Source organism: Caulobacter sp. X (genome assembly GCF_002742635.1).
Lineage (GTDB): Bacteria > Pseudomonadota > Alphaproteobacteria > Caulobacterales > Caulobacteraceae > Caulobacter.
Genome location: NZ_PEGF01000001.1, coordinates 226,222 through 250,993, shown reverse-complemented (window position 1 = coordinate 250,993; position 24,772 = coordinate 226,222). Strand labels below are relative to the sequence as shown.

Genomic DNA, 24,772 nt, shown 5'->3' with positions numbered 1-24,772 from the left:
TCGCCCCTTCGCCGTTAACTCGCCCTCAAGACTCGAGGTTAAGCGGCGATAAGATGCGCCTCCGACAGGGCCCGGCGCGCGTTCTCGCGCAGTTCGCCCCACTCCGAGGCCAGGATTCCCAGCAGAACGACATCGCGCGGCTGGCCGTCCTTCAGGACGTGGCCGCGCAGATAACCCTCGCGCCGGAAGCCCGCCGCCGATTGCGCCTTCAGCGCCGCGTCGTTGTCGGCCATGACCTCGGCGAACACCTTGTGCAGGCCAAGCTCGCCGAACGCTCGGTCGAGACCAAGAACCTGGGCGGCGCGGCCAACGCCCCTGCCCCGCGCTTCGGCCGAGCCAAGGAACCAGTTCCAGCTGGCGCGCCGGTGGTGGCTGGTCAGTCCCGTCAGGGTCAGCAGCCCCATGGGCGCGCCCGCGCGGGTAATCATCCAGCCCCGCATGTCGGGGTCGGTCCGCAGGGCCTGGAACCAGGCGGCGTGCGCTTCGTGGCTGGGCAGATCGGCGTCGGACATCCAGCGGTCGACCTCGGGCTCCGAGCGCCACTGAAAAAGGACCGCCTCGTCCTCGTCCCGCAAGTCGCGCAACTCGATCATACTCGCCGCCGATTCCCCGTCTCGCACGCGCCAAGCTTACCCCGGCGCCGTGAGTACACCTAGGGTTACTGCCCCTTGAACAGGGACAGGATGATCTGCGGCGCGCCGTTGGCGATCGACAGCGCCTGGGCGCCCAGCTGCTGCTTGACCTGCAAGGCCTGCAGACGCGCGCTTTCCTTGGCCAGGTCGGCGTCCACCAGATTGCCCACGCCCGTCTCGAGCACGTCGTTGAGCCTGCCGACGAAAGTGCTGTGCGCGTCGATCTGCTTGGCCTGGGTGCCGATATTGCCGACGGCCTGGTTCACGGCGCTCATCGTCGCGTCCAGACGCGTGAGCACGGCGGTCGCGTTGGCCGGGGTCAGGATGTCATCGGTCGGCTGCAGAGTGTTGATCGTCCCGCCGAGCGTCAGATTCTGCAGGCTCAGCGTGATCGCCTGGGCGGCGTCCGCGTCGGCCAGGAAGGTCATGTCCGCCGTCTGGCTGCCGTCGAGCAGGTTCGCCCCGTCGAAGACGGCGCTGCTGATGACCTGGGTGAGGTTCTTGAGGATCCCCTGGAAGTCAGCGTTCAGGGACTCCCGCGAGGTCGTGGTCAGCGAGGTGTCCTTGGCCGCCACCACCTTCTCGCGCATCAGCTTGAGCAGGTCCGAGACCGACTCGCCCGCGGCCAGGGCCACGTCGGCGATGGAGGTCGCGCGGTCCAGGCTCATCTTGACCGCCCCAAGCGCGCTCATGTCGGCGCGCTGCTCCTGGGCGATCGACCAGATGGCGGCGTTGTCCTTGGCGGTCGAGATGGACAGGCCCGTGTTGATCTTGGTCTGCACCGACTGCATGTCGTCGTTGGTGCGGTTCAAGTTCTGCAGCGCGATCAGCGCGGGCTGGTTCGTGTTGACGCTCAGCGTCATGCGCGGCCTCCGATCGGCGATTTTGCCGTGGTTGCGATCGCGCGCGATTCGGCGTGCGATCTAATCGCCGCCGAGGTTGGGCTCAGAAAGTAAGAACATGGTTAACGCTTATAAACCATGCTCGTTAAGACCCGCGACAGGCCGTCGCAGTCCGCCTTCGCTACGGCCTTCGCCGTCTCTCAGGCCTTGCCGTCGTAAACGTCGCCAGAGTGATAGCGCGAGGCTTCGCGCAGCTTCAGGATCTCCTCGCGGGGAAACTGCTGCAGCGTCTCGCCCGTCCGACGGTCGACGGTCTTATAGACATAGTCGCCGGTGTCGTCGTTGTGCTCGATCACCAGTCTCAGGTCGCCAGGCTGGGGGCCCTTGTCGACCGGAGCCTCGGGCTTGGCCTCGGCGGCGGGCGCGGCCTGCGCGCCGTCGACCGGCTGCGGCTGCCCGAACGCGGCCTTGAGCTGACCTTGAACGGCTCTTACGCCCTCGGATGGCTCCGGGGCGTTCACGGGGGCGATGAAATCTCTGATCGCCGACAAAGCGGCTTTGGGTTCCATATATCTGTCAGCCGACTTGCGGGTCGGCCCTCCTCTCTTTTCTCTCCCTACCCTCGGTCCTCGGAAAAGATGGAGGCGGGCTCACGCGAGCCCGCCCCCTTCCCGCTCCTTAACGGAACAGGCTCAGGATCGACGACGTAGATTGGTTCGCGATCGACAGCGCTTGCACGCCAAGCTGTTGCTTGGTTTGCAGCGACTGCAGCTTGGCGCTTTCCTTGGCCAGGTCGGCGTCCACCAGGTTGCCAACGCCGGCTTCCAGGCTGTCTTGCAGCTTGCCAACGAAGGTCAGGTGGGTGTCGAGACCGGTCGAGCTGGTGCCCAGGGCCGCCAGCTTGTTGGTCGCGGTGCCGATGGCCTTGTCGAGGTCGGCCAGCTTGGTCTTGGCGTCAGCCGCGGTGGTGAAGGTGAACGTGCCCGACAGACCGAGGCCCGTCAGGGTCAGGTCTTGCACGTTGACCGTGAACTGCGAACCGTCGGTGTTGGCCAGGAACGACAGCTTCTGGGTGGTGCTGTCAGCGACGCTGGCGCCGTTGAACTTGGCGTTGGTCGCGGCCTTCGTGATTTGGTCGCGAAGCGAGACGAAGTCGGCTTGCAGCGCGTTGAACGAGGCCGTGTTCAGCGAGGTGTCGGAAGCGGCGAGAACCTTTTCCTTCATCTTGCCGAGCAGGTCGGTGATGGCGTCGCCGGCGGCCAGGGCCACGTCGATGGTGGACTGACCGCGTTGCAGCGAGTCCTTGACCGAGTTCAGCGACGAGGCGGTGGCCGATTGGTTCTTGGCCATGGCCCAGATGGCGCCGTTGTCCTTGGCGGTGCCGACCTTCTTACCGGTGTTGATGCGCTGCTGGACAACACCGAGTTCCGAGTTGGTGGTGTTCAGGTTTTGCAGGGCGATCAGAGCGCCGGCGTTCGTATTGATGCTATTCAGCGGCATACGAAGAGTTCCTTTTCAAGGTGTCCGACGCCATTTTGGCTGCCGGGAGCATTTTGCTCGAAAAGGTATGTAGCAATTGCCGGGCCAAAAGTGCCGGGCAGAAGCCGATAGCTAAATCACTGAAATATTTGCGTTATACATGCATTAACGACGAAGGCTCCCGGCAATTTCTGCCGAGAGCCTTTCGACATGGGCAATTATTGCCGGGCACTCTTTGCGCACCCAGCAGAAAAGAGGCGCCGGACGGCTTTTGACGGCCGTCCGGCGTATCGGAGATCACCCCTTGAACAGCGACAGGATCGTCTGCGGGCTTTGGTTGGCGATCGAGAGCGCTTGAACCCCCAGTTGCTGCTTGGTTTGCAGCGACTGCAGCTTGGCGCTTTCCTTCGCCAGATCCGCATCGACCAGGTTGCCGACACCGGCGTCCAGGCTGTCCTGCAGCTTCCCGATAAAGGTCAGGTGCGTGTCCAGGCCCGTCGAAGACGTACCCAGAGCGGACAACTTGTTCGTCGCGGTCTGCAACGCGTCAGTCATGTCGCCGATCATGGCCGAAGCCGAGGCGGCGTCGGTGAAGGTCGCGCCAGCGATGCCCAGACCCGCGAGAGTCAGGTCTTGAGCATTCACCGTGAAGCTGCCCCCGTCGGCGTTAGCCAGGAAGACGAGCTTGTTGGTGACGGCGTCCACGAGGCTCACCCCGTTGAACTTCGCGTTTTGCACGGCCTTGGTGATCTGGTCGCGCAGGGACGTGAAGTCGGTCAGCAGGGCGTTGAACGACGCGGTGTTCAGCGAAGTGTCGGAAGCGGCCAGGGCCTTTTCCTTCATCTTCGTGAGCAGATCGGTGATGGTGTCGCCTGCCGCGAGAGCAACATCAATCGTCGACTGACCGCGTTGGAGCGAATCCTTCACGGCGTTCAACGAAGACGAGCTCGCGCTCTGCATCTTGGCCATCGACCAGATCGCGCCGTTGTCCTTGGCGTTCGCGATCTTCTTGCCGGTGTTGATACGGCTCTGTGTGGTTGCGAGCTCCGTGTTAGTGGCGTTCAGATTTTGGAGCGCGATGAGCGCACCCGGATTGGTGTTGATCGAGTTCAGCATTGATACCTACCGTTTTGGTCGGATTTATCCGGCCTATTGCCGGGCGGGCGTTTTGCCCGCGCGAACCATCGCAAGCGGCGGGCCATTTCGAGCCCCGCCGCGGAAATTCTATAAGGTATTGATTTTACGATGTTCTGGGCATGCGCAGAGCCCAAAACGACACCGCCCGGCGAATGCAAGATTCGCCGGGCGGCAGCTTTTTCCGAAGGATGTAGGCAAGACGTTCAGTCTTGCGCGGCGCTAAGAATCAGGCGGCGTCGGCGCGCCCGGCGAGCCCCTGCATGATCATGCGATTGACCTCGATCAGCGGCTCGAAATCCTCCTCCTTGCGCATCACGGCGCTGGAGTGGCGGCTGACCCAGAGGCTGAGCGAAATAATGCCGGCGCGCAGCTCCATCGGAAGCTGATTGTCAGGCAAGGAGCAATCGGTCGCCAAGGCCGACCAGACCTTGCGATTCCAATCCAGTGCGTCGATCCGCGTGGCGAAGTCGTCCGCCGGGGCTTGCGACGCGTCCAGCAAGGCTCGCGTCACCTGCCCAAACAGGCGGTACTCCATTTCACGGGGATTCTCAGCCCGCGTCGCCGCCTGCTGATACGCCCGAAGAGACATGCCCCAACCTCTCGTCTTCGTATTCAATCAACTTACGGCTCAACATGAGAGCCTTGTAGTACTCGCGCGCCATCACGTGCTTCGAGATAGAGATGCAATCTTGTAGCACGGCTGGATTTCGGACCACACCCATGAACTCGTTCAAGCGCGCGGCGAACTCTTCATAAAACTTCTCGGCGGCGCTTTCGTCGAGGTACATCATCATCACCGGGAAGTAGATCCGGCGCGCCGGCGTCTTGACCTCATCGGGTTGCATGATGTCCTTCTCGCGAAGGACGGACGCCTTGTTCTGGAGAACCAGAACGCCACGCCGATCTCCATTCTGGACCACGGCGCCATTCAGAACGAATTTCTCGCCAGGCTTCAGCGACAGCTTCAGAGGCACGTAACGCCGCTCCTTAGTTGATGCGCCAAGCCCGACGCCGCCAATCAGCGGCTCTCGTGGGAAGCTAGGACGACATCGGTTAACGCCGTGTTGCCAGCGATGCGGTCATCCGGCGCGATTAGCTTTCAATTAAGCACACAAGCCCCTCAAGCGCGAACGCCCACTGAAGCGCACACCCCACGCCAGTAAGCGTCCCGCGCCCCTGGCGCGACGCTCTGACGCGGCTTAGCAATGAGTTAATTCATGCGTCGACAGAATGGTTAATACGCCAGCCGAGGTCGCAGTCCGATGTCCCGCAAGAACGCTCTTGAAAACTCCGCCAGCGTATTGGCTAGGCCGGATCTGGGCGCCATCGCTCCCGGCCCGGCTCGGGCGTTCTCGGAAACCGTCGGTGATTCGGCGTCCGCCGAGGCCCTGGAGAGACTCAGACGCGCCGCCCAGGATCTTAAGAACGCCGAGAACGCCAAGGCCCTCGCGAAAGCCATCAAGGCGATCCAGCTGCAGGACTACCAAACCGCGGAAAAGGTGGCGCTCAAGCTGCTGGCCAAGGACGATCGCCTCGGATTGGCCTGGCACATCGTGGGCATCGCGCGCGAGAAGACCAGCGACTTCGCATCGTCTCTCCAGGCCTATGAAGCCGCTCTGGCGCTTCTTCCCGATCACGGCCCGGTCGCCGGCGATCTCGGTCGCCTCGCCTACAGAATGGACCTCCCCGACCTGGCGGCCCAGTTCTTCGCGCACTACTGCCAGGCGCGGCCCGACGATATCGAAGGCGCCAACAATCTGGCCTGCGCCCTGCGGGAGCTTAACCGCGAGAGCGAGGCGATCGACGTGCTCAAGGTCGCCATCAACGCTCATCCGACCAGCGCTCTTCTGTGGAACACGCTGGGCACGGTGCTGTGCAACATGTCGGACGCCGCGGGGTCGATGGTGTTCTTCGACGAGGCCCTGCGGTTGGATCCCGCCTTTGGAAAGGCCTGGCACAACCGCGCCTTCGCCAGGCTCGACCTCGGCGACGCCGAGGGAGCGTTGGCCGATTGCGACGAAGCTCTGAAGCGCCCCACCTCGAGCCACGACATTTCGGTCATGCGCTTCGCCCGCGCCATGATCCTGCTGAGCCTGGGCCGCCTGGCTGAGGGCTGGGAAGCTTATGAGGAACGCTTCTCGCCCGAGATGATCGACGCGCCGCTCTTCCAGATTCCGGGAACGCGATGGTCGGGCCAGGATCTGAAGGGCAAGTCGCTGATGCTCGTCACCGAACAGGGGCTGGGCGACGAGGTGATGTTCGCCAACATGCTGGAGGACATTCTCAAGGCCATCGGACCAACGGGATCCCTGACCCTCGCGGTCGAGCGGCGCCTGATAACCCTGTTCCAGCGCTCCTACCCGACCATCGAGGTCACGCGACACCAGACGACGGGCTATGCGGGTCGGAACTATCGCAGCGTGCCGGAAATCGAGGACTGGAGTCGTTTCGACTATTGGGCCGCGATCGGGGATTTCCTGGCGCCGCTGCGCGGGTCGATTGACGCCTTCCCTACCCGTCCGCACTATGTCCAGGCCGATCCGGATCGGGTCGCCTACTGGAAGGGCGAGCTGGCCAAGGTCAGCGCCAAGCCCAAGGTCGGACTGCTTTGGAAGAGCTTGAAACTGAGCGCCGAGCGCGGTCGCCAGTTCTCGCCGTTCGAGACCTGGCGCCAGGTGCTCCAGACGCCCGGCGTCACCTTCGTCAATCTCCAGTACGGCGACTGCGAGGAAGAGATCGCCTTCGCCAAGGCCGAGTTCGGCGTCGACATCTGGCAGCCGCCGGGCATCGACCTGAAGAAGGATCTCGACGATGTGACGGCGCTCTGCAGCGCGGTCGACCAGATCATCGGCTTCTCGAACGCCACCGCCAACCTGGCGGGCGCCGCTGGCGCGCCCTTGTGGCTGCTGACCGCGCCGACCATCTGGACCAGGCTGGGGACCCATCGCTATCCCTGGTATCCTCAGGCCCGCGTCTTCTCGCCGACGGATTTCAGCGACTGGGAACCGGTCATGACCGAAGTCGCCCAGGCGCTGACCGAACGCTTTCCAGGCTAGGCCAATGGTCCAGGTCACCCTTCGTCGGGTCGCGGAGGGCGATCGCGACCGCCTGCTGGCGTGGCGCAACAGTCCCGCGGTTTCGGCCTTCATGTATTCCGACCACCTGATCTCCCGCGAGGAGCACGATCGCTGGTTCGACGGCCTGGCTGGCAATTTGCGGCGACTTGACCTGATCGTCGAGGTGGACGGCGTCCCGTCCGGGCTGAACAGCCTGACGGATATCGACAAGGCGCAAGGGCGGGCCGTCGTCGCGCGCTATCTGGCCGAGGACGCTCCCAAGGGCCTGGGCGTCGGCGGTTTCGCCGAGTTCAAGCTGATCGACCATGCTTTCGGCCCGATGGGCTTGCGCAAGCTGTGGTCGGAGGTGCTGGCCTTCAACGAGATCGCCTGGCGGCTGCACATGGCCAACGGTTTCCAGCGCGAGGCGCTGTTCCGCGCCCACGTGGTCAAGCAGGGTCGGCCGCAGGACGTCGTCGGTCTGGGACTTCTGGCCGAGGAATGGCGAGCGCACCGCCCGACCGTTCGTCAGCGCCTGATGGACAAGGGATTTTCGGCGAGCGATCTGGACGCGCCGCTGGCGGCGTGAATCGACGCTCTTGCCAAGCGCGCGAGCGCCGGTAGTTTGAACGGCTCGATTTGAACAACTGTTCGAACCGGAGTCGTTTCCGGCGGAGATAGGCATGAGCCAGCGCTTTGAAGGCACTTCCGACTACGTGGCGACCGACGACCTGAAGGTCGCGGTGAACGCCGCGGTGGCCCTCGAACGGCCCCTGCTGATCAAGGGCGAGCCTGGCACCGGCAAGACGGTGCTGGCCTATGAAGTCGCCAAGGCCATGGGCGCGCCGCTGATCACCTGGCACATCAAGTCGACGACCAAGGCCCAGCAAGGCCTCTACGAATACGACGCCGTGACCCGCCTGCGCGACAGCCAGCTGGGCGACGAGCGGGTCAAGGACGTCAAGAACTACATCAAGAAGGGCAAGCTCTGGGAGGCCTTCGAGAGCGAGGTCCGCCCGGTGCTGCTGATCGACGAGATCGACAAGGCCGACATCGAATTCCCGAACGACCTCCTGCAGGAGCTCGATCGCATGGAGTTCTTCGTCTACGAGACCGGCGAGACCATCAAGGCCAAGGTCCGGCCGGTGATGATCATCACCTCGAACAACGAAAAAGAGCTGCCGGACGCCTTCCTGCGCCGCTGCTTCTTCCACTACATCCGCTTCCCCGAGGAAGAGACGATGCAGGCCATCGTCGACGTCCATTTCCCGGGCATCAAGCAGAAGCTGGTCGCCGAGGCCCTGCGCATCTTCTACGACATGCGCAAGGTGCCGGGCCTGAAGAAGAAGCCCTCGACCTCCGAGCTGCTGGACTGGCTGAAGCTGCTGCTGGTCGAGGACATCGACGAGACGGTCCTGCGCGAGAAGGACCCCACCAAGCTGATCCCGCCCCTGCACGGCGCCCTGCTGAAGAACGAGCAGGACGTTCACCTGTTCGAGCGCCTGGCCTTCCTGGCGCGTCGCGAGGGTTCGGGCGCCCGTCCGGGGCAGTAATCCCGTCCCCAGGGCTGCAATCCGCGTTACTCGGATTTCACTGGACGCGCGGCGGGCGGGCGACCACCTTCCGCGCAACAAGGGAAGCGTCCCGGGGGTACCTATGCGTCATTCCAAATGGCTTGCGGCCGCGCTGCTGATCAGCGCCGGCGCCACGGCCTTGTCGGCCTGCCATCGCGCCGAGGAACCGCGCGAGCACCGCCTGAGCCTGCGCGAACCGTTGCGGGTCATCGATCGCCTGGACTGTCCGGAAAAGCAGGGCGCGCTACGCCGCGTGTCGGTCGCGGCCGACGGTCAGTCGTGCGCCTATGAGTCGCCCACGGCTTCTGTCGATCTGCGCCTGGTGCGCCTGAACGGCGGCGACGCCGAGGCGGCGCTGTCGCCGATCGAAGCCGAACTGAAGGGCGTTATGCCTCCGCCGCCGCCCGCGCCGAAGCCGCCTCACGACATGAAGGGCGGCAAGAACCACGCCAGCATCCACCTGCCCGGCGTCACGATCGACGCCCATGACGACGCGGCCGACATCCGGATCGGCCACCTGACCATCAACAGCGACGGCGGCGCGGCCGAGGTGAAGGTCAACAAGAACGTCAGTATGAAGGGCGACGACGGCCAGGGAACCGTCAACATCACCGCCGATGACGAGCATGGCGAGGGCGACGTCGCCATCCGCTCCAACGAAAATGGCGCGGAAATCCGCGCCAAGAAGGGCGGCCGCGGCGATGTCCGCTCGACCCTGATCATCGCCAATGACAAGGCCCCGAAGGGCTTCCGGCTGGCGGGGTATGAGGCCCGGGGCCCCAAGGGCGGGCCGCTGGCCGTCGCCGTCGTCAAGGCCAAGACCCGCGACACCGACGACCACGACCTGTTCAAGGACATGAAGGCCCTCGTCCGCCATAACGTGGGCGGCTAACGGGATTATTGGGCCGGACCGACCTCCATCACCTTGTAGGTCAGCGGACGGCCGTCCTCGTCGGTGACCGTGACATACTCCCCGAGTGCGAAGCGGTGCTCGCCAAGGCGGTGCAGCGGCTCGTCATCGGAGTCGTCGGTGTTGTCGTAGTCGAAGAACCAGCGCGCGCCCCGACGATTCAGGCGACCGTCCACGGCGTCCTCGTCCGGCGCGAAGCGGCGAACGCTGCACTCGCCCTTGACCTTCGAGAAGGCGTCCTCGTCGATGTGGCCGTCCGCCGTCAGCGGCGCGGTCAAGGCATAGCCGCGATGGTCGTCGCCGCCGGCGAACTCCGTGCCGGGATTGCGCGCCAGGCGCAGAACGATGCGCGAAAGAGACATGCGGTCGTCTCCCTTTCTTTTCTTATGGTTGGACGAGATCAGTGCGACAGGAACAGCGACGGACCATCGCTGTTCAGCAGCGTCCGGGTTGTCCCGCCGAAGATGAACTCCTGCAGCCGGGGATGACCAAACGCGCCGGCGACCAGCAGGTTCGCGCCGGCGTCGCGCGCGGCGTTCAGCAGCAGCCCGCCAGCGTCGCCCGAGCCCTCCAGCACCTTGGCCGTCGCCTTGACGCCTCTCGCGCCGAGGAAGGCGACCAGGCGATCCAGTTCGAAGGCGCGCGACGAAGCCGACGGCGCGCCGACCACGACAACCGAAGAGGCCTTCTGCAGCAGCGGCAGGGCCGTCCGCATGGCGCGGCTGGCTTCCTTGCCGCCGTCCCAGGCCACGACCGCGACGCCGTCGGGCTTGAAGCCCGTACGGGCCACCAGGGTCGGTCGCTGCTCGTCGGCGACCAGCTGCTGGAAGGCCTCGGCCAAGGGGCCACGTCCCCGGGCGGCGGCGTCGTCGAAGACGATGACGTCGGACAGGCGGCCTTCCATGGCCAGGCCCGCCCAGACGGGCGACTCCAGACTGATGACCTTCGTGTGGGGATAGGAAACGTCAGCGGCGACCTTGGCGCAGGCCTTGGCGCCTTCCTGGGCCGCTTCCTTCAGGCTTTCCAGCGCCGTGACCTGCACGCCGCCCATGAAGCCCTCGCCCATCCAGGGCATCAGGTCCGCCATGTCGGCTGGCGCATGGACGCAGGCCAGCTCGGCCTGGAAAGCGCCCGCCAGCTTGGCGGCCAGCTGCACAACCGTCTGATCGTGCGCGGTTCCCGCGAGAGGAACCATAATTCTCGCCCAGCTCATGATCGAACTCCCTTTAGGGGCATTTCCACAGATGACGGCGACAGTCTCATTGATCTTTCTCAACCGATAGGTCAGTCAACCACCTTCACCGTGAGGAACGATCTCGTGGCCAAAGGGCTGCACAAGGGCAAACCGCCCCGCGCATGGCAGAGGATGCTGTCAGGACGTCGGCTCGACCTGCTCGATCCGTCGCCGATGGACATCGAGATCGAGGACATCGCCCACGGCCTGGCGCGCGTCGCGCGTTGGAACGGCCAGACAGTCGGCGACCACGGCTTCTCGGTCGCCCAGCACAGCCTGGTGGTCGAAGAGATCGCCGCGCACATCAAGCCCGACCTTGAGCCCCGCTGGCGGTTGGCCGCCCTGCTGCACGACGCCAGCGAATATGTGATCGGCGACATGATCAGCCCGTTCAAGGCGGCGCTGGGCGTCAGCTACAAGGATTTCGAGGCCAGGCTCGAGGACGCGATCCACATCCGCTTCGGCCTGCCGCCCAAGACCCCCGCCCCGATCAAGAAGCTGATCAAGCAGGCCGACCGCGCCTGCGCCTTCTTCGAGGCCACCCAGCTGGCGGGCTTCAATCACGAGGAGTCGCTGTCGATCTTCGGCGCGCCGCCCGTCGGCTACGATCTCCACATCACGCCCCTGCCGCCGTTCGAGGCCCAGGCGCGTTACGTCCAACGTTTCCACGTCCTGTCACGCGCCGCCGGCTATGAGTCCGCGCCCGGCGCGGCCTTCGAGACCGAGTGATGGCCGCGCGATGAGCATCTCGGTCGTCATCGGTCTGTCGGCGGTGGTCGTCGCGATCCGCGACGGCGAGGCCGTCGTCCTGACCGTGCGACCGCACGACGCCGTCACCGACGTCGCCTCCCCGCTGTCGGGCCTGCCCTTCGGCCCGTTCGACCCCGAGGCGCATCGCACGTTCGAGCTGGGCCTGCGCGCCTTCGTGACCGCGCAGACCCGGTTCCAGCTGGGCTATGTCGAGCAGCTCTACACCTTCGGCGACAAGGGCCGCGACGCGCCGCGCGCCGAGGTCGGCGCCGGCGCCGCGCGCGTCGTCTCGGTCGGCTATCTGGGCCTGACGCCCAAGGCGGTCGACACCGACGCGCCGGACACCGCCTGGGCCCCGTGGAGCCGGTTCTTCCCGTGGGAGGACTGGCGCGCCGGCCGCCCCGCCCTGCTCGACGAGGCCATCGCCCCCGCTCTGCGCCGGTGGGCTGGCGACGACGCCGGCAAGTGGTCCCGCGCGCGCCTGGCCTTCGCCCTGGACGGCGCGCCCTGGAACGAGGAGCGCGTGCTCGAGCGCTACGAGCTGCTCTACGAAGCCGGCCTGGCGCCTGAGGCCGCCCGCGACCGGGCCCGGGCCGACGGCCACGATCCCGCCGAGCCCGAGGCGCTGTCGGCGGCGCTCGGCGAGCCGATGATCTCCGACCACCGGCGCATCCTGGCCACGGGCCTCTCGCGCCTGCGCGGCAAGATCAAGTACCGCCCGGTCGTGTTCGAGCTGACACCCGAGGAGTTCACCCTCTCGACCCTGCAGCGCACGGTCGAGGCGATCGCCGGCGTGCCGCTGCACAAACAGAACTTCCGCCGCGTCGTTGAGCGCGAGGAACTGGTCGAGGGCCTGGGCCGCCTCGACGCCGAGACCGGCGGCCGTCCCGCCGAGCTGTTCAGGTTCCGGCGCGAGATGCTGGCGACGCGCCAGGCGACGGGTCTGTCCTTGCCTCTGCTACGCGACTAGCCGCCTCCTCCCGCGCCCGCCACTTGGCCTTCAGCGTGTGCGACGTCTCGCGCGAGCCGTCGGGGCTCCAGCCGGGCGGGCCGAAGACATAGCCGAGAGCCTCGCGCGGCGACTTCGACCCCGCCACGTCGCGGCCTATCCCGACCCACTCATGGAAGACGTTGTGCAGCAGGTTAAAGTTGCCGAGGTTCTTCACCGTCCCATAGCGGCAGGGCTCCTCGTCGGTCTCCGGGATGAAGGTGCCGAACAGGCGGTCCCAGATGATCAGGATGCCGGCGTAGTTGGCGTCCAGGTAGCGGGCGTTGCGCGCGTGGTGCACCCGGTGATGGGAGGGCGTGTTGAACACCGCCTCGAACCAGCGCGGCATGCGCTTGATCGCCTCGGTGTGAATCCAGAACTGGTAGACGAGGCTGACGCCCTTCTGGATCGCCACCATGGCCGGCGGAAAGCCGATGAAGGACAGCGGCAGCCACAGCAGCCAGGTGCCGGCCACCCCGCCGGTCCAGGTCTGCCGGAGCGCGGTCGAGAGATTGTAGTGGGTCGAGGTGTGGTGGTTGACGTGGCTGGCCCACCAGACCCTGCGTTCATGGGCGATGCGGTGGAACCAGTAGTAGGTCAGGTCCTCCAGCAGGAAGACCGCCACCCAGGCCCAGACCGCCGTCATGGGGATCGTGAAAATCCGGTGGTTCCAGACCCACACCGTGGCCGCGAAGATGATCCCGCCAAACAGGATTCCAGCGACCGTGCTGCCTAGGCCCATGCTCAGGGACACAGCTGTGTCGCGGGTCTCGTAGTTCGCCTTGGCCTTGCCGAAGCGGCCCAGCAGGACTTCCAGCACGATCGCCAGAACGAAGAACGGGATCGCCAGCTGAACGGGATCAAAACTCGGTTTCAGCATCAAGCGAGCTCCTTGGGCGGCCAGCGGTCATCAGCGACCGCGAAGACGGGACGGCCGTCGCCCACCCGCATGGAAAGACGTCCGTTGCTCGGACGAAGATTTGAGACGGCGCTCCAGGCCGCCTCGCGCGCGACATAGCCGTCGCCGCGCCGCCAGATCACCAGGGCCTGGTCGTTCTCGCGCGCGATGAGGCCCGCCCCATCGGCGGCGATCCAGATAGCGGCCGGCGCATGATCCGGGAATTCGACGGCCAGTAGAGACTGGGCCGCCTCGACGTCCAGCGGCGGCGTGGGCCGCGCCGCGCCCAGCCAGGCCGCCACGGCCACCAGCAGAGCGACGGCGACGACGGACCCGCCCAGCTGAATCAACAGCGCCTTATCCAAGACCAACGCGCCTCCCCTTTTTATCTTATTGCTGTTCAGATTGAAGGGCGTCGCTCCCTGTCGTCAAGCGGCGCGGGCGGTCGCCGCAAAGAAAACGGCGCGCCCCGCGGGACGCGCCGTTCTTCAGCAATCGTGAGACCAAAGCTTAGAAGTGGCGGACGTAGCCGACCGACACCGTGTTCGAGCTCAGGTCGCTCTTGGTGTATTCCGACTTGGTCCAGTCGGCGCGGATGCCGTTCTTGCCGTCCAGCTTGTACTCGGCGCCCACGCCGTAGTTCCAGCTTTCGCGACTGCCGTCGAAGTTTGTGGCCGCCGGGTTCTTGGTCTCGAACTTGGTCGTGCCGTAGCCGACGCGGGCCAGCAGGTCGAGGTTGGGCGTGACCGGCAGGTAGCCGACCGCGTAGGCGGCCGCCTGATGCTCCATTTTCACCTTGGCCGCGCCGGGCGCATAAACGGTGTCGCCATCGACGCCGCCGGCGATTTCGCCTTCGACGCCAAAATTAGGCGTAAACTTGGCGCCGACGCGACCCTGAATAGCGCCGGTGTCAGCGCCCTTGGTCCGAGTTTGGCCATAGTTGACCGAGCCATAGACATCCGTCGAATTCTGAGCTTGAGCGAACATCGGGGTCGCGACGACCGAACCGGCGACCAGGGTGACAGCGATGAGAGTCTTCATTGTTATACTCCTATGCTACGCGTACTCTTTGCTCCCTCAGCCAGCCTAGGGCTAAGCGGATAACGCGGCGGGCATGCGGCGGTTCACGGTCCCGTTTGGGGCCATTGCGTGTCGAAGCCGAAAAGGCGCTGGATGACGCGGCCGGCTTCCGTGCTATCTACGGCGTCAAACAAGCGTCAGAACGCGAGCCCGCCCTGAGACAGGACGAGGCCCGCGCGTATCATCGGGACCGTCGTCTTGCCGCAAGCTGTCATCGCCGCCACGGGGCTGTTCACCCCGCCTCACAGCATCTCCAACGCAGAGCTCGTCGAAGCCTTCAACACCTATGTCGAGCGCTTCAACGCCGCCAACGCCGAGGCCATCGCGGCCGGCGAGGTCGTCGCTCTCGCCCCCTCCTCGCCCGAGTTCATCGAGAAAGCTTCGGGCATCAAGTCGCGCTTCGTGATGAACAAGTCTGGGATCGTCGATCCCGAGGTCATGCGACCGATCATCCCCGAGCGTCCGAACGACGAGATCTCGATCCTGGCGCAGATGGCCGTCGAGGCCGCCAAGCAGGCGATCGAACGCTGGGGCAAGCCGGTCAGCGAGATCGGCGCGGTGATCTGCGCCGCGTCGAACATGCAGCGCCCCTACCCCGCCATGGCGATCGAGATCCAGCAGGCGCTGGGCATCGAGGGCTTCGCCTTCGACATGAACGTCGCCTGCTCGTCGGCGACCTTCGGCATCAAGACCGCCGCCGACTTCGTGACGACCGGCAGCGCCAAGGCGGTGCTGATGGTCAATCCCGAAATCTGCTCGGGCCACCTGAACTTCAAGGATCGCGACAGTCACTTCATCTTCGGCGACGTGGCGACGGCCGTGATCATCGAGGACGCCGACCGGGCCAAGGACGGCTGGGAAATCCTGGGCGCGCGCCTGAAGACCCAGTTCTCGAACAACATCCGCAACAACTTCGGCTTCCTGAACCGCGCCGCCCCGGAAGGGGCCGACGCCAAGGACAAGCTGTTCGTCCAGGAGGGCCGCAAGGTGTTCCGCGAGGTGGTGCCGATGGTCAGCGAGATGATCATCGAACACGCCAAGGACCTGGGCCTGGATCCGTCGACCCTGAAGCGCCTGTGGCTGCATCAGGCCAACATCAACATGAACGAGATGATCGGCCGCAAGGTGCTGGGCCGCGACCCCGCGCCCGGCGAGAACGTGATCATCCTCGACGAATACGCCAACACCAGCTCGGCCGGCTCGATCATCGCCTTCCACACGGCCAATGACGACTTCCAGCCCGGCGAGACAGGCCTGATCTGCAGCTTCGGCGCCGGCTATTCGGCCGGTACGGTGTTCGTGCGCAAGCGCGGCTGACAGGCCGGAGCGCTACTCCGTGACGCGGACCACGTGCGCGGAGATCGCCCGCCAGCCGCCCGGCCGACGAACATAGACATCGGCGAAGTCGTTGATGCTGGAGAACGGACCTTCGGCCGAGGACCCGGTCATGCGCGCTCGCGCCCTCAGCACCGCGACATCACCGATGACGACGATCCGGACGTCCTCCCAGGCCACCGTGTCGAACGAGCGCGCCGGATTGGTCGCCAGCTTGAGAATGTCGGCCTTCTTCATGATGCGGCCGCCCGGATAGACGCCCTCGAAGTCGTCAGCCAGCACGCGGTCCAACGCCGCGGCGTCGCGTGTCTTGTAGGCGGTCAGCCACTGGGCGTTCAGCGCCTCGAGGGCGACAACGTCGGGAGACTTCGCCGCGGCCTCCGGCGCCGTTTGAGCTTCGACGGACAACGGCGGGGCGGCCATCAGGGCGAGCGAGAAAAGCAGGACCTTCAAGGTCGTCTCTCCAATTGCGGGCGAGCGAAAGGGACTGCGCCCAGACTTGGCGCCGCGCGTCAGCTTAAATCCTCGTCATGATCGCGGCGCGACGCCCTCGGCCACGTTCGGACTGGCGAACCGCGCGCACCCGTATAGAAATGCGCAAGAGTATTTCGCCCAAGGGTCCGTTCGATGCGATTCCCCGCCCGCCGCGCCGTTGTTTCCGGCCTCGGCCTCGCCCTGCTGGCCGCCTGCGCCAAGAAGCCTGAGGCCGGCGCCAGCGGTTGGGAACGGATCAAGGCGTCCGGAACGTTACGGGTGGGCCTGGAAGGCACCTATCCGCCGTTCAACTTCCAGGGCGCGGACGGACAGCTGACCGGCTTCGAGGTCGACTTCGCCAAGGCGCTGGCCGCGCAGCTGGGCCTGAAACCCGAGTTCCGCCCCGCGCCGTTCGCCGGCCTGCTGGGCGCCCTGGAATCCGGCCGCGTGGACGTCGTGATCAACCAGATCACCATCACGCCAGACCGCAAGGCCAAGTACGACTTCTCCGAGCCCTACACGATCTCGGGCATCCAGATCATCACGCTGAAGGACAAGCCGGGCCCAACCAAGCCGGGGGAGCTGGCGGGCAAGAAGGTCGGCGTGGGCCTGGGCACCAACTACGAACAATGGCTACGCGCCAATGTGCCGACCGCCGACGTGCGCACCTATGACGACGATCCCACCAAGTACCAGGACCTGAAGGCCGGCCGTATCGACGCGGTTCTGAACGACCGCCTGGTCGCCGCCGACTTCATCAAGACCTCGCCCGAGTTCGTCGCGTCCGGACCGCCCTTCGCGGCCCAAGGCGCGGGCGTCGCCATGAAGAAGGACGCCGCGCTGAAGGTCATCATCGACCAGGCGATCAACGCGCTTCGCTCCAGCGGCAAGCTCTCGGCCCTGTCGCAGCAGTGGTTCGGCATGGACGTCACCCAATAGGCATGGAGACCGGTCTCGATCTCCTGCGCCAGTCGGCGCCGCTGCTGCTGAAGGGCGCCGGCTACACGGTTGTGCTGAGCGTGATCGGCATGGGCGTTGGCGTCGTGCTCGGCTTTGGCCTGGCCCTGATGCGCCTGTCGCGCTCGCCCCTGCTGCGCTGGCCGGCCGGCGTCTATGTCTCCGCTTTCCGGGGCACGCCGCTCCTGGTGCAACTCTTCCTGATCTATTATGGCCTGCCGCAGTTCGGGATCGAGATGCCCGCCCTCGCCGCCGCCGGCATCGGCTTCTCGCTGAACGTCGCGGCCTATGCCTGCGAGATTCTGCGCAGCGCCATCGCCGCCGTCGACAAGGGCCAGTGGGAGGCCGCGACGGTGCTGGGCATGAGCCGCGGCCAGGCCCTGCGCCGGGTGATCCTGCCCCAGGCCGCCCGCACCGCGGTCGCCCCGCTGTCCAACAGCTTCATCAGCCTGGTCAAGGACACCTCGCTGGCCGCGACGATCCAGGTGCCGGAACTGTTCCGCCAGACCCAGCTGATCACCGCGCGGACCTACGAGATCTTCACGATGTATCTGGCCGCGGCCGCCATCTACTGGATCGTCTCGACGGTCCTGGCGGCTCTGCAGCACCGGCTGGAGCGCCGCGCCTCGGAGGGCCGCCGATGAGCGCGATCGACGCCAAGGACCTGAGGAAGAGCTTCGGCGACACGCCGGTGCTGGCTGGCGTCGACCTCACCGTATCGCCCGGCGAGGTGGTGGCGATCATCGGCCCCAGCGGTTCGGGCAAGAGCACCCTGCTGCGCTGCCTGGCCGGCCTGGAGCCGCTCAATGGCGGAGACCTGACGATCGCCGGCGTCACGGCGGGCGGCAAGACATCGCTGGCCAGGATGCTGAACGGCCGAGTCGGCTTCGTCTTCCAGGGCTTCAACCTCTTCCCGCACCGCACGGCGCTGGAGAACGTGATCGAAGGCCCGGTCGTCGTCCGCAAGACGCCCGCGGACGAAGCTCGCGCCAAGGGTTTGGCGCTGCTGGAGAAGGTGGGCCTGGGCGAACGCGCCGACGCCTATCCGGCCGCCCTCTCCGGCGGCCAGCAGCAGCGCTGCGCCATCGCCCGCGCCCTGGCCATGGATCCCGAAGTCATCCTGTTCGACGAGCCGACCTCGGCCCTCGATCCCGAACTCGTCGGCGAGGTGCTGGCCGTGATCCGCGATCTGGCGGCCGAACGACGGACCATGGTCATCGTCACCCACCAGATGGATTTCGCGCGCGATGTCGCCGACCGTACGATTTTCATGGACGGCGGCGTCATCGTGGAGCAAGGACCTTCGCGCTCGCTCCTCGCCTCGCCGCGCGAGGAGCGGACGAGGCGTTTCCTGGCAAGATCGGGCGTGCTGCGGTAGTTCCTTGGTAGCCTTAATTTGGCCCACGGGACCCTTCACGACCTGTGCGTCTACGCCGAGTGTTTCCAGGGCGAGGACCGCGTGAAGCCTTACATCGAACTCAAGGGCGCCTCGGGCGCCGTCTACCGCTACAAGCTCGCCGACAACGGCGATCCCGCGACTACGATCGCGGGCAACTATGTCTATGTCGACGCCAAGGGAACGGTGGTCTACGCGGGCGAGGCCAACAATCTGATCGACGCCAAGAACCGCTGGTCAGAAGCGTATGCCCGCCATGGCGCGACCTGGCTCTACACCCGCCTCAACGTCTCGGGCGCGTCGCGCGCGGACGAGTATTCCGACATCGTGATCGCCCTGCAGCCGGTGATGAACAAGTCAATCTGAGCCCAGTGGCTGCGGACGGGCGCGTGGGCGGCTAAGGTCGCGAGACATGCGCCCGGAGATTCTCTTTCCCCTGTTCACCTCGGTGTCCACGCTCAAGGGCGTGGGCCCGCGCGTCGCGCCGCTACTGGAGAAGCTGGCGGGACCGATCGTGCGCGACGTGCTCTTCACGGCCCCGACCGGCCTGATCCGCCGGAGCGTGACGACGGTGGACCAAGCCGTCGAGGGACAGGTCCAGACCTTCGTCGTCACCATCGACGGCCACCAGCCGCCGCATCGCCTGGGCCAGCCCTGGAAGATCCGCGCCTGGGACGGCACGGGCTTCCTCACGCTGATCTGGTTCAAGGGCCACGGTCCGCATCTGGAGCGCCAGCACCCCAAGGGCGCGCGGCGAGCGGTCAGCGGTAAGGTCGAGCGCCCGGAAGGCTTCGCCTCGGAACTACAGATCGCCCACCCGGACTACATCGTCGCCGAGGAGCGCGCTGGCGACATCCCCGAGGTCGAGACCGTCTATCCGGCCACGGCGGGCTTGCCCTCACGCACCTTCCGCAAGTTCGCCCTGGAGGCGCTGGATCGCGCGCCGGATCTCCCCGAATGGCAGGACGCCGCCTGGCGCGAGCGCGAACGCCTGCCAGCCTGGCGCGAGGCGCTGGCGGCCCTGCACGCGCCCGCCAGCGAAGCGGACCTGTCGCCGCTAGTCCGTCCGCGCCGCCGCCTCGCCTATGACGAGCTCTTGGCCCACCAGCTGGCCCTTGCCCAGCGTAAGGCCGCGCGCCGCTCGCATCCGGGACCGCTGATCCCGGCCGGACCGCTGTCCGAAGCCGCCGAGAAAGCCCTGCCCTTCAAGCTGACCGGCGCCCAGATCCGGTCGCTGTCGGAAATCCGCGGCGACCTCGTCTCGGGCGAGCGGATGAGCCGGCTGCTGCAGGGCGACGTCGGCTCGGGCAAGACCGTGGTCGCCATGCTGGCCATGGCCGACGCGGCCAGCGCCGGCCTGCAATCGGCCCTGATGGCGCCGACCGAGATCCTGGCCCGCCAGCACTTCGAGACCATCACCGGACCGCTGGAGGCGCTGGGCCTTTCGGTGATCCTGCTGACCGGCCGCGACAAGGGCGCGGGCCGCGCCGCCAAGCTGGCCGGCCTCGCCGACGGGACCCATCACATCGCGGTCGGCACCCACGCCCTCTTCCAGGACGACGTCGCCTTCAAAGCGCTAGCCCTGACCATCATCGACGAGCAGCACCGCTTCGGCGTCAACGAACGTCGCCGGCTGCAGGACAAAGGGCCGCCCAACGTCGACTGGGGTGTTCACCTGCTGGCGATGTCGGCCACCCCCATTCCGCGCACCTTGGAGCTGACCGTGTTCGGCGACCTCGATGTCTCGCGCATCGACGAGAAGCCGCCCGGGCGCACGCCGGTCGCCACTCGCGCCGCGCCGACGCCGCGCGTGCCCGAGATCGTCGAGCGCCTGCGCGCGGCGATCGCCGGCGGCGCCCAGGCCTACTGGATCTGCCCGCTGGTCTCGGAGTCGGACAAGGTTGACCTGCGCGCCGCCGAGGACCGCGCCGCCGACCTGGCCCGCCACCTGCCGGGTGTCGGCCTGGTCCACGGCCAGATGCCGCCCGCCGAAAAGGACGCGGTCATGCAACGCTTCGTTGATGGCGAGGTCAGCGTGCTGGTCGCCACCACGGTGGTCGAGGTCGGGGTCAATGTCCCCAACGCCAGCATCATGGTCATCGAGCACGCCGACCGCTTCGGCCTGGCCCAGCTGCATCAGCTGCGCGGCCGGGTCGGCCGGGGGACGCGCGAGAGCTCGTGCGTGCTGCTCTACGACCCGCCGCTGTCCGAGGTCGCCCAGAAGCGCCTCGACATCCTGCGCCGCAGCGACGACGGCTTCGAGATCGCCGAGAAGGACCTTGAGCTGCGCGGCGGCGGCGATCCTCTGGGCCTGAAGCAGAGCGGCTTCCCGGCCTATCGCCTGGCCGATCCGGTCGCGCACCGCGACTTGATCGCCGTGGCCGCCGACGACGCGCGTTTGATCCTGGCGCGTGACCCGGAGCTCACCTCGCCGCGCGGTCAGGCGCTGCGGATGCTCCAAGAGCTATTCGACTGGAAGCCCGTCTCGTCCTTGAACGAAGCGGGTTAGTGCGACGCCGCGCCCTTGCGGTGACGCCAAAGGTGCATCACACCCGCCAGGACGCCGCCGACCGCGAGACCCACCACGGCCGAGCCCAGCGCAAAGGCCAGCCAGCCGGTCACCGCGCCGACTCCCGGCGCCTGGCCCGCCCAGTGCGAGAAACCCTCGACCCAGTGCGGCACGGGTGTCAGGTGGAATCTCTCCAGCCCGTGGACGATGATGCCGCCGCCGACCCACAGCATGGCGGCGGTGCCGATCACGGTCAGGGCCTCCATGGTCCAGGGCATGGCCTTGACCAGCCCCCTCCCGAAGCCGCGCAGGCTCTGGACCTTGCCGCGAGACAAGTGCAGGCCGATGTCGTCCATCTTCACGATCAGGGCGACGGCGCCATAGACGCCGATGGTCAGCAGCACGCCGACCACGGTCAGCGCGGCGGCTTGGATCGCGAGCGGCTGCGCGGTCACATCGGCCAAGGCGATGGCCATGATCTCGGCCGACAGGATGAGGTCGGTGCGGATGGCGCCGGCCACCTTCTGCTTCTCCAGCTCCGGCGCGCTCATGGCGAGCGCCTCGGGAGCTTCGCCCTCGCTCTCGGGCGTGAAGGCCTCCACCACCTTCTCGGTCGCCTCGAAGGCCAGATAGGCGCCGCCGCACATCAGGATCGGCGTGACGGCCCAGGGCGCGAAGGCCGACAGCAGCATGGCGCCGGGCAGCAGGAACAAGAGCTTGTTGCGCAACGAGCCCAGCGCGATTTTCCACACGATCGGCAGCTCACGGTCGGGCGTGAAGCCCATGGCGTAGCCGGGCGTCACGGCGGTGTCGTCGACCACCACGCCCACGGCCTTGGACCCCGCCTTGCCGGCCGCGCCGGTCACGTCGTCCAGCGAGGCGGCGGCCAGCTTGGTGATGCCGGCGACGTCATCGAGCAGCGCGGCGAGACCGGAAGGCATCGGAAATCCTGTACAGCGAAACGGGTGGAGTCCTGCCTAAGGCGCGCCGGCCTCGCCGTAAAGATGAGGGCCTCTTGCCTGACGCCGGGTCAAGGCTGGAAGCTTCCCTTCCATGGATGTCGCCGCCGCCCTGGACCGCCTCGCCCCGCGCCTGTCGCCCGCCGCGACAGGCGCTCGCAACGCTCGCCGACTGTCAGGCGGGGCCAGCCTCGAAACCTGGGCCTTCGATCTCGACGATGGCGCGCCGCTGATCCTGCGCCGACGGCCAGACGGCGCCTTGCCGCGCGACACCGCCCTGCCTCTGGCCAGCGAAGCGGCTCTGATCCGCGCCGCCGACATAGCCGGCGCGCCCGCGCCCAGCGTGGTCCACGTCTGTGAACCCGACGATGGTCTCGGCGAGGCCTATGTCATGCGTCGCCTTGAGGGCGAGACCCTGGGGAGACGGATCGTCCGCGACGAGGCCTTCGCCGGCGTCCGTCCTGGCCTGGCCCGCCGCTGCGGCGAGGTCCTGGCTCGCATTCACGCCATCCCAATCGAAGGCCTGCCGCCGCTGACCACATCGGACGCTCGAGGCGAGCTGGCGCGCTACGAAGACCTCTATCGCCAGATGAAGGCCCCGCGGCCGATCCTGGAGGCCGCCTTCCGCTGGCTGGAGGCCATCGCGCCGCCGCCGCCCGACAAGCCGGTGCTGGTCCACGGCGACTTCCGGAATGGCAATCTGATGATCCATCCCGAGCAAGGCCTGGTCGGCGTGCTCGACTGGGAGCTGGCGCATCTGGGCGATCCGGCCGAGGACCTCGGCTGGATGTGCGTCAATTCCTGGCGCTTCGGCGAGTGGCGAAAGCCGGTCGGCGGCTTTGGGGACTATGCGGAGCTGCTAGCCGGCCACGGCGGCGACATCCCATTGGAGCGTGTGAAGTTCTGGCAGGCCCTGGGCTCGCTGAAATGGGGGGTTATGTGCCTGATGATGTACCAGAGCTTCGCCGCCGGCGCGGACCGCTCGATCGAGCGCGCCATGATCGGCCGCCGCACCAGCGAAACCGAGATCGACCTCGTCGCCCTGATGGAGGCCGCATGATCAGCCATCCAACCGCCGCCGAGCTGTCCGAGGCGATCGCCGCCTTCGACGCCCAGCCCGCCACGCCAGGCGACGCCCGCCACGCTTTTCTCTCGCGCGTGACCGACAACGCCCGCGCCACCGCGGCGCGCGAGGCCGAGCTTGGCGCGACGCTGGAGGCGGAGGCGGTCGGGCGCCTGAGGGCGCTGCTGGACCGAGACGGCGATTTCGCGACCTTGAACGCCGCGCTTTGCGAAGCCCTGCGCGAGGGCCGGATCGCACCGCGTGACCCGGCGCTGCTGTCCCACCTCCGCGCGACGGCGATCGGCCAGATCCGGATCGACCAGCCGAGCTACGGCGGACTGGAGGCTTTGCTCGCCGGCGGCTGAGCCGCCCGGCTGCGCTCCAGGGCGTCGGCTTCGAGGTCGGCGTAGAACAGGTTGAAGGCGTCGACCTTGCGCCGGTCGGCCCAGGAGCCGCTGTCGCGCAACGAGTTCGACTTCGGCTTGCTGGTGCGCAGGATCCCGTTCTCGCAGCGCGCCGACACCTGGCGCTGGAGGAACGGCGGACGGGCGCCCCAGTCCAGGCCGGTGGCGTTGGCCGCGCCCAGGTTCAGACGAGCGGGCGCGCGCTCCACCGAGGTTCCGCCGAGCAGCGGGTTGAAGCACAGCGGTGGGCGGCCTTCGAGGTTCACCAGTTGGTCCGACGGATCCCAAACCAGCGAGCGGCCAATCAGCTCCTGCACCCGCTGGAAGTCGCCTTCCGGCGCCGAGATCCAGGCGGCGACGCATCCCGCCTGAGCCTTGCGCTCGCAGGCCGGCAGCGGCGCGGCGAGCGTATATTCATCGGCCGGAACGGGGGTCTCGATCAGATAGGCCGCGACGAGGCGGCTCTTGAGATCGGGCTTGGCGGCGATCTCCTCGCTCAGCAGGCGCGCGGCAAGGGAGCCGCCCTGCTCCACCCCGACGATGATGAACGGCCGGTCCTGGCCGTAGCGGACGCGATAGGCCCGAAACGCCTGCAACACGTCGCCATAGGCGAAGCGCCGCGCCTCGCGGGCGTCGTCGCGCAGGGTCAGGTAGGTGTAGAGGCTGGCCTGACGATAGCGCGGCGCGAAGATGCGCCCCACACGATCGAAGGGTCCGGCATAGTTGGGCAGCACCACCCGCGACAGGAACCGCGCGGCCTTGGGCTGGTCGATGCCGCCGTTCCAGTCCCGCCCGCCGTCAAAGGTGGTCGGATGGACAAAGAAAATGTCCACGAGGCGGTCGGCCGGCGGTACGGCCTCGGGATTTCGCGGCAGCAGGGCCCACGACGCCCGCTTGCCGTAGTCCGGCGCGGGCGGCGGGTGATAGGTCAGGAACGGGACCTTGGGGTCCAGCGCGTTGCTGAGGATGTCGTAGCGCCAGATGAAGGCCGCCGACAGGATCAGCGCCAGGAACAGGACGACGCCCGCGAAAATCCAGCGCTTGAAGCCTTTGAGAGCCATGCCCCTCGGTACATCAAGCGCTGGACGGAATTAA

Annotated in this window: 29 protein-coding genes; 14 read left to right on the top strand and 15 right to left on the bottom strand. The window is 66.7% G+C overall.

What is annotated here, in order from left to right; translation table 11 throughout:
• Positions 1-38: 38 nt before the first annotated feature.
• From pseH (CSW60_RS01080) to flbT, 7 genes are all read right to left on the bottom strand, one after another.
• Positions 39-593, bottom strand: coding sequence for a UDP-4-amino-4,6-dideoxy-N-acetyl-beta-L-altrosamine N-acetyltransferase (pseH, locus tag CSW60_RS01080; protein WP_099535394.1), 555 nt, complete (start codon positions 591-593; stop codon positions 39-41).
• Between the two features lie 65 nt (positions 594-658).
• Positions 659-1,495 carry a flagellin gene (locus tag CSW60_RS01075; protein ID WP_099535392.1) on the bottom strand — a complete coding sequence of 279 codons (837 nt, stop codon included), beginning with the start codon at positions 1,493-1,495 and terminating at the stop codon, positions 659-661.
• 179 nt (positions 1,496-1,674) lie between these two features.
• Positions 1,675-2,043 carry a flagellar protein FlaG gene (locus CSW60_RS01070; RefSeq protein ID WP_099535390.1) on the bottom strand — a complete coding sequence of 123 codons (369 nt, stop codon included), beginning with the start codon at positions 2,041-2,043 and terminating at the stop codon, positions 1,675-1,677.
• Positions 2,044-2,152: 109 nt separating this feature from the next.
• Positions 2,153-2,974, bottom strand: coding sequence for a flagellin (locus CSW60_RS01065; RefSeq protein WP_099535388.1), 822 nt, complete (start codon positions 2,972-2,974; stop codon positions 2,153-2,155).
• A gap of 276 nt (positions 2,975-3,250) precedes the next feature.
• Positions 3,251-4,069 carry a flagellin gene (locus CSW60_RS01060; protein WP_099535386.1) on the bottom strand — a complete coding sequence of 273 codons (819 nt, stop codon included), beginning with the start codon at positions 4,067-4,069 and terminating at the stop codon, positions 3,251-3,253.
• 247 nt (positions 4,070-4,316) lie between these two features.
• On the bottom strand, positions 4,317-4,679 hold the full coding sequence (gene flaF / locus CSW60_RS01055) for a flagellar biosynthesis regulator FlaF (RefSeq protein ID WP_099535384.1): 363 nt from the start codon (positions 4,677-4,679) through the stop codon (positions 4,317-4,319).
• A complete protein-coding gene (gene flbT / locus CSW60_RS01050) occupies positions 4,639-5,064 on the bottom strand; it encodes a flagellar biosynthesis repressor FlbT (RefSeq protein WP_099535382.1) in 426 nt (141 codons plus the stop codon). Before flbT ends, flaF begins: the two co-directional genes overlap by 41 nt.
• A 288-nt stretch (positions 5,065-5,352) precedes the next feature.
• Here flbT and CSW60_RS01045 point away from each other — a divergent pair, with 288 nt between their 5' ends.
• The 4 genes from CSW60_RS01045 (at position 5,353) to CSW60_RS01030 (ending at position 9,612) form a co-directional block, all read left to right on the top strand.
• On the top strand, positions 5,353-7,146 hold the full coding sequence (locus tag CSW60_RS01045) for a tetratricopeptide repeat protein (protein ID WP_099535380.1): 1,794 nt from the start codon (positions 5,353-5,355) through the stop codon (positions 7,144-7,146).
• A 4-nt stretch (positions 7,147-7,150) separates the two neighbouring features.
• Positions 7,151-7,735, top strand: a complete 585-nt coding sequence (gene pseH, locus CSW60_RS01040) for a UDP-4-amino-4,6-dideoxy-N-acetyl-beta-L-altrosamine N-acetyltransferase (RefSeq protein ID WP_099535379.1) — start codon at positions 7,151-7,153, stop codon at positions 7,733-7,735.
• Between the two features lie 94 nt (positions 7,736-7,829).
• Positions 7,830-8,699, top strand: a complete 870-nt coding sequence (locus CSW60_RS01035; RefSeq protein ID WP_099535377.1) for a MoxR family ATPase — start codon at positions 7,830-7,832, stop codon at positions 8,697-8,699.
• 103 nt (positions 8,700-8,802) lie between these two features.
• Positions 8,803-9,612 carry a hypothetical protein gene (locus CSW60_RS01030; protein WP_099535375.1) on the top strand — a complete coding sequence of 270 codons (810 nt, stop codon included), beginning with the start codon at positions 8,803-8,805 and terminating at the stop codon, positions 9,610-9,612.
• Between the two features lie 5 nt (positions 9,613-9,617).
• Here the strand turns inward: CSW60_RS01030 and CSW60_RS01025 are convergent, their stop codons facing one another.
• Both CSW60_RS01025 and CSW60_RS01020 read right to left on the bottom strand, forming a co-directional pair.
• Entirely contained in the window at positions 9,618-9,992 is a 375-nt protein-coding gene (locus CSW60_RS01025) for a hypothetical protein (protein WP_099535373.1), read from the bottom strand.
• A 38-nt stretch (positions 9,993-10,030) separates the two neighbouring features.
• On the bottom strand, positions 10,031-10,843 hold the full coding sequence (locus tag CSW60_RS01020; RefSeq protein WP_099535370.1) for a universal stress protein: 813 nt from the start codon (positions 10,841-10,843) through the stop codon (positions 10,031-10,033).
• Positions 10,844-10,948: 105 nt separating this feature from the next.
• On the opposite strand from CSW60_RS01020, the gene CSW60_RS01015 reads away from it, so the two are divergent.
• Both CSW60_RS01015 and CSW60_RS01010 read left to right on the top strand, forming a co-directional pair.
• Entirely contained in the window at positions 10,949-11,593 is a 645-nt protein-coding gene (locus tag CSW60_RS01015) for a YfbR-like 5'-deoxynucleotidase (protein WP_099535368.1), read from the top strand.
• A complete protein-coding gene (locus tag CSW60_RS01010) occupies positions 11,556-12,584 on the top strand; it encodes an NAD regulator (protein WP_099535366.1) in 1,029 nt (342 codons plus the stop codon). Before CSW60_RS01015 ends, CSW60_RS01010 begins: the two co-directional genes overlap by 38 nt.
• Here CSW60_RS01010 and CSW60_RS01005 read toward each other — a convergent pair.
• The 3 genes from CSW60_RS01005 to CSW60_RS00995 all read right to left on the bottom strand — a co-directional run bounded on the left by CSW60_RS01005 (position 12,514) and on the right by CSW60_RS00995 (position 14,541).
• Positions 12,514-13,482, bottom strand: coding sequence for a sterol desaturase family protein (locus CSW60_RS01005; protein ID WP_099535364.1), 969 nt, complete (start codon positions 13,480-13,482; stop codon positions 12,514-12,516). The two genes, CSW60_RS01010 and CSW60_RS01005, sit on opposite strands and share 71 nt — an antisense overlap.
• Positions 13,482-13,865, bottom strand: a complete 384-nt coding sequence (locus tag CSW60_RS01000) for a hypothetical protein (RefSeq protein ID WP_201722941.1) — start codon at positions 13,863-13,865, stop codon at positions 13,482-13,484. Before CSW60_RS01000 ends, CSW60_RS01005 begins: the two co-directional genes overlap by 1 nt.
• A gap of 145 nt (positions 13,866-14,010) precedes the next feature.
• Positions 14,011-14,541 (bottom strand): porin family protein, encoded by a 531-nt coding sequence (locus CSW60_RS00995; RefSeq protein ID WP_099535360.1) that lies wholly within the window; start codon positions 14,539-14,541, stop codon positions 14,011-14,013.
• 237 nt (positions 14,542-14,778) lie between these two features.
• On the opposite strand from CSW60_RS00995, the gene CSW60_RS00990 reads away from it, so the two are divergent.
• Positions 14,779-15,897, top strand: coding sequence for a beta-ketoacyl-ACP synthase III (locus CSW60_RS00990; RefSeq protein ID WP_099535358.1), 1,119 nt, complete (start codon positions 14,779-14,781; stop codon positions 15,895-15,897).
• Between the two features lie 12 nt (positions 15,898-15,909).
• Here CSW60_RS00990 and CSW60_RS00985 read toward each other — a convergent pair whose 3' ends face one another.
• A complete protein-coding gene (locus CSW60_RS00985) occupies positions 15,910-16,368 on the bottom strand; it encodes a nuclear transport factor 2 family protein (RefSeq protein WP_099535356.1) in 459 nt (152 codons plus the stop codon).
• Positions 16,369-16,542: 174 nt separating this feature from the next.
• Here CSW60_RS00985 and tcyJ point away from each other — a divergent pair, with 174 nt between their 5' ends.
• The 5 genes from tcyJ (at position 16,543) to recG (ending at position 21,251) form a co-directional block, all read left to right on the top strand.
• Positions 16,543-17,328: a cystine ABC transporter substrate-binding protein gene (tcyJ, locus tag CSW60_RS00980; RefSeq protein ID WP_099535354.1), complete on the top strand. Its 786-nt coding sequence runs from the start codon at positions 16,543-16,545 to the stop codon at positions 17,326-17,328.
• Between the two features lie 2 nt (positions 17,329-17,330).
• Positions 17,331-17,990: a cystine ABC transporter permease gene (gene tcyL / locus CSW60_RS00975; protein WP_099535352.1), complete on the top strand. Its 660-nt coding sequence runs from the start codon at positions 17,331-17,333 to the stop codon at positions 17,988-17,990.
• A complete protein-coding gene (locus tag CSW60_RS00970) occupies positions 17,987-18,724 on the top strand; it encodes an amino acid ABC transporter ATP-binding protein (protein WP_099535350.1) in 738 nt (245 codons plus the stop codon). The genes tcyL and CSW60_RS00970 overlap by 4 nt, the downstream gene beginning before the upstream one ends.
• A gap of 81 nt (positions 18,725-18,805) precedes the next feature.
• Positions 18,806-19,108 carry a hypothetical protein gene (locus CSW60_RS00965; RefSeq protein WP_099537509.1) on the top strand — a complete coding sequence of 101 codons (303 nt, stop codon included), beginning with the start codon at positions 18,806-18,808 and terminating at the stop codon, positions 19,106-19,108.
• 46 nt (positions 19,109-19,154) lie between these two features.
• The gene (gene recG, locus CSW60_RS00960) at positions 19,155-21,251 is read left to right on the top strand and encodes an ATP-dependent DNA helicase RecG (protein WP_099535348.1); all 2,097 of its coding nucleotides are present in this window, start codon (positions 19,155-19,157) and stop codon (positions 21,249-21,251) included.
• Here the strand turns inward: recG and CSW60_RS00955 are convergent.
• The gene (locus CSW60_RS00955) at positions 21,248-22,192 is read right to left on the bottom strand and encodes a DUF808 domain-containing protein (protein WP_099535346.1); all 945 of its coding nucleotides are present in this window, start codon (positions 22,190-22,192) and stop codon (positions 21,248-21,250) included. The two genes, recG and CSW60_RS00955, sit on opposite strands and share 4 nt — an antisense overlap.
• Before the next feature lie 112 nt (positions 22,193-22,304).
• On the opposite strand from CSW60_RS00955, the gene CSW60_RS00950 reads away from it, so the two are divergent.
• On the top strand, positions 22,305-23,270 hold the full coding sequence (locus CSW60_RS00950; protein ID WP_099535344.1) for a phosphotransferase family protein: 966 nt from the start codon (positions 22,305-22,307) through the stop codon (positions 23,268-23,270).
• A complete protein-coding gene (locus CSW60_RS00945) occupies positions 23,267-23,638 on the top strand; it encodes a DUF6285 domain-containing protein (RefSeq protein ID WP_099535342.1) in 372 nt (123 codons plus the stop codon). Before CSW60_RS00950 ends, CSW60_RS00945 begins: the two co-directional genes overlap by 4 nt.
• On the opposite strand, the gene CSW60_RS00940 is transcribed toward CSW60_RS00945, so the two are convergent.
• Positions 23,602-24,738, bottom strand: a complete 1,137-nt coding sequence (locus tag CSW60_RS00940; protein WP_099535340.1) for a DUF3089 domain-containing protein — start codon at positions 24,736-24,738, stop codon at positions 23,602-23,604. The genes CSW60_RS00945 and CSW60_RS00940 overlap by 37 nt on opposite strands.
• Positions 24,739-24,772 lie beyond the last annotated feature (34 nt).

Bases quoted from the DNA above. Each gene is read 5' to 3' on its own strand.
- pseH (WP_099535394.1), bottom strand. From the start codon at position 593: ATGATCGAGTTGCGCGACTTGCGGGACGAGGACGAGGCGGTCCTTTTT.
- CSW60_RS01075 (WP_099535392.1), bottom strand. From the start codon at position 1,495: ATGACGCTGAGCGTCAACACGAACCAGCCCGCGCTGATCGCGCTGCAG.
- CSW60_RS01070 (WP_099535390.1), bottom strand. From the start codon at position 2,043: ATGGAACCCAAAGCCGCTTTGTCGGCGATCAGAGATTTCATCGCCCCC.
- CSW60_RS01065 (WP_099535388.1), bottom strand. From the start codon at position 2,974: ATGCCGCTGAATAGCATCAATACGAACGCCGGCGCTCTGATCGCCCTG.
- CSW60_RS01060 (WP_099535386.1), bottom strand. From the start codon at position 4,069: ATGCTGAACTCGATCAACACCAATCCGGGTGCGCTCATCGCGCTCCAA.
- flaF (WP_099535384.1), bottom strand. From the start codon at position 4,679: ATGTCTCTTCGGGCGTATCAGCAGGCGGCGACGCGGGCTGAGAATCCC.
- CSW60_RS01045 (WP_099535380.1), top strand. From the start codon at position 5,353: ATGTCCCGCAAGAACGCTCTTGAAAACTCCGCCAGCGTATTGGCTAGG.
- pseH (WP_099535379.1), top strand. From the start codon at position 7,151: ATGGTCCAGGTCACCCTTCGTCGGGTCGCGGAGGGCGATCGCGACCGC.
- CSW60_RS01035 (WP_099535377.1), top strand. From the start codon at position 7,830: ATGAGCCAGCGCTTTGAAGGCACTTCCGACTACGTGGCGACCGACGAC.
- CSW60_RS01030 (WP_099535375.1), top strand. From the start codon at position 8,803: ATGCGTCATTCCAAATGGCTTGCGGCCGCGCTGCTGATCAGCGCCGGC.
- CSW60_RS01025 (WP_099535373.1), bottom strand. From the start codon at position 9,992: ATGTCTCTTTCGCGCATCGTTCTGCGCCTGGCGCGCAATCCCGGCACG.
- CSW60_RS01020 (WP_099535370.1), bottom strand. From the start codon at position 10,843: ATGAGCTGGGCGAGAATTATGGTTCCTCTCGCGGGAACCGCGCACGAT.
- CSW60_RS01010 (WP_099535366.1), top strand. From the start codon at position 11,556: ATGAGTCCGCGCCCGGCGCGGCCTTCGAGACCGAGTGATGGCCGCGCG.
- CSW60_RS01005 (WP_099535364.1), bottom strand. From the start codon at position 13,482: ATGCTGAAACCGAGTTTTGATCCCGTTCAGCTGGCGATCCCGTTCTTC.
- CSW60_RS00995 (WP_099535360.1), bottom strand. From the start codon at position 14,541: ATGAAGACTCTCATCGCTGTCACCCTGGTCGCCGGTTCGGTCGTCGCG.
- tcyJ (WP_099535354.1), top strand. From the start codon at position 16,543: ATGCGATTCCCCGCCCGCCGCGCCGTTGTTTCCGGCCTCGGCCTCGCC.
- tcyL (WP_099535352.1), top strand. From the start codon at position 17,331: ATGGAGACCGGTCTCGATCTCCTGCGCCAGTCGGCGCCGCTGCTGCTG.
- CSW60_RS00970 (WP_099535350.1), top strand. From the start codon at position 17,987: ATGAGCGCGATCGACGCCAAGGACCTGAGGAAGAGCTTCGGCGACACG.
- recG (WP_099535348.1), top strand. From the start codon at position 19,155: ATGCGCCCGGAGATTCTCTTTCCCCTGTTCACCTCGGTGTCCACGCTC.
- CSW60_RS00955 (WP_099535346.1), bottom strand. From the start codon at position 22,192: ATGCCTTCCGGTCTCGCCGCGCTGCTCGATGACGTCGCCGGCATCACC.
- CSW60_RS00950 (WP_099535344.1), top strand. From the start codon at position 22,305: ATGGATGTCGCCGCCGCCCTGGACCGCCTCGCCCCGCGCCTGTCGCCC.
- CSW60_RS00945 (WP_099535342.1), top strand. From the start codon at position 23,267: ATGATCAGCCATCCAACCGCCGCCGAGCTGTCCGAGGCGATCGCCGCC.
- CSW60_RS00940 (WP_099535340.1), bottom strand. From the start codon at position 24,738: ATGGCTCTCAAAGGCTTCAAGCGCTGGATTTTCGCGGGCGTCGTCCTG.